Genomic DNA, 2,295 nt, shown 5'->3' with positions numbered 1-2,295 from the left:
AGCTTCGGCCGGGCGCTGGGTGGACGCCATCATGCGTGACATGAGCGCGCTGAACATCCGCACCATCGACAGCCTGCTGCATCTCATCGTGCGCGCCGCCGCGCTGGACCTCAGGCTGCACCCGGACTTTCAGCCCGTCTTTGCCACCGAAGAAGCGCTTGCGCCCTACCTGGACCTTCTGCTGGAAAAAGCCTGGCAAGGTGATGAAAATATGCGCGGCCTTTTGCGGCAGGTCTGCCGCGCCATGGTTCACCACGGACAAAGCAAGGGCTTTCTGGCAGGAGAAAAACTGCTGCACCAGTTGCGCCCTCTTCTGGACAGCGCCCTTCTGGGCCGCTACGGCGAACTTTCTTCCTACGAAGAGCTTGAGCAAAGCCTGTTTGCCCTTAACCATGCCGCCAGACAGGCTGCCGACCATTTGCTGCGGATAGCCGACGACGCCCGCCTGCCCTGGATGGCAAATGCGGAAAAAGCCGTCAAAGCCTGGGCCAAAGGCGAATATAAAAATTCGGCTTTTCTGACCAAGGACACCGCAGCCCAACTTTTTAAAAAAGGCGCTGCTGTCGACTCCGGGGTGGAACACGCCTACGGCGTTTTTAGCCGGGCCGCGCAGGCATGCATGGAAGACGGGCAGCTGTTGCGGCAGGCCCTGCGCCTTGAACCGTCCATACGCATGGCGCGTATTCTGGCCAACGCCTTTCTGCACAATCAGGAACAGGAGGGAACGCTCCCCGGCCTGCTCGTCCCCCATATGGCACAGCAGGTTTTGTCCGGCGATCACGGCGTGCCGGAAACGCTCTGCCGTCTGGGCGCGCGCCTTACCCATTACCTTGTGGACGAATTTCAGGATACAAGCCAGGAACAGTGGCGTGCGCTGCGTCCTCTGGTGGAGGAAGCGCTGTCGCGTGGCGGATCGCTGACCTGGGTGGGCGATGTCAAACAGTCCATTTACGGCTGGCGTGACGGTGACCCGGAACTTTTTGACGGCATCCTTGAAGACCGGGGGCTTGCCGCCGTTGCCACCTCTACGGCCCGTGACAGTCTGCCGTTCAACTGGCGTAGCCGCCGTCAGGTGGTGGAACACAACAATGCCCTCTTTTCCCTTCTGGAGCAGGCGGATACGGCCAGAGCCGTCATGAGCGCCCTTCTGCCCGGCGATATGCCCCAAGATCTGGCTGCGGAAATAATGGATTCTTCTGTCAAAAGCCTGCTGAGCGCTTTTGCGGGAACCCGGCAGGAATGTCCTGAGCACACGCCCGGCGGTGGTCTGGTGCAGGTGGAAGATATTGCGGCGGACTCTTCGGAAATGTTGCGCGAAGCCGTTTTTGACCGTCTGGGCCGCATACTGCTTGACGATGTGGCTCCGCAGCGCCCGTGGTCGGACGTGCTGGTGCTGGTGCGCAGCAATGACGGCGCGGCCCGCATGGCGGATCATCTGGTGCGCCTGGGCATTCCGGTCATTACCGAAAACAGCCTGCTGCTCTCGGCCCATCCTCTTATTGTCCAGACCGTGGCCCTGCTGGCCTTTCTCGACAGTCCCGACGACAATATCGCCCTGCTCACCGTCCTGACCGGCGAAATTTTTCATGGCCGTCCCGAAGCCGCCGAACTTGCCGGCATCGACCTGCACGGCTGGTGCGCCCGCCAGAAGAAAGGCTTTCTGTACCAGAATTTCCGCCAGCGGTGGCCGCACATATGGCAAAGCCTGCTGGCGCCATTTTTCAGCCAGTCCGGCCTGATGACGCCCTATGACACGGTGCTTGAATGGTATGCGCGCCTTGATGTGGAACAGCGTTTTCCCGATGCCGCAACCTTCTTGCGCCGCTTTATGGAAGTGCTGCACAGCGCGGAAGAAAAAGGCATGGCGACGCTTTCCACTTTTCTGGAACACTGGAATGCCAAAAGCCAGGAAGAAAAAGTTCCCATGCCGGAAAACATGAACGCCGTGCGGGTCATGACTGTGCACAAGTCAAAGGGGCTTGAGGCTCCGGTGGTTTTCGTCCCCTTTACCGCACTGAACATTTCCGCTTCTGACAAGCCTCTGCGCACGGAACGTCAGGGCCTGAGCATGATGGTGCGCAATCAGAAAGCACTGGGCCGCCCCTATTATGAAGACCTGGCCCGACAGGCCAGAGAAAGCCTGAACCTGCTCTACGTCGCCTTTACCCGCGCACGGGACGCCCTGTATGTGTTCCGCACGTCGGCCAAAAGGCAGTCTCCGGTGCTTGCGGGTCTGGACATTCTCTGGGAGCGCGCAAGCCTCCAGCCGCCCTACACCCTGGGCAGCCTGCCCCC

1 protein-coding gene is annotated in these 2,295 nt (G+C 60.3%); it reads left to right on the top strand.

All coding sequences use genetic code 11. The features are described from left to right. Nucleotides 1-2,295: UvrD-helicase domain-containing protein (locus V6C07_RS00875; RefSeq protein ID WP_333534509.1), on the top strand; the 2,295-nt coding region annotated here is incomplete at both ends.

The sequence above is a fragment of the Desulfovibrio sp. 1214_IL3152 genome (assembly GCF_036763055.1).
Lineage (GTDB): Bacteria > Desulfobacterota > Desulfovibrionia > Desulfovibrionales > Desulfovibrionaceae > Desulfovibrio.
Note: the sequence above shows the minus strand (reverse complement) of the source record. Positions and strands in the feature narration are given on the sequence as shown.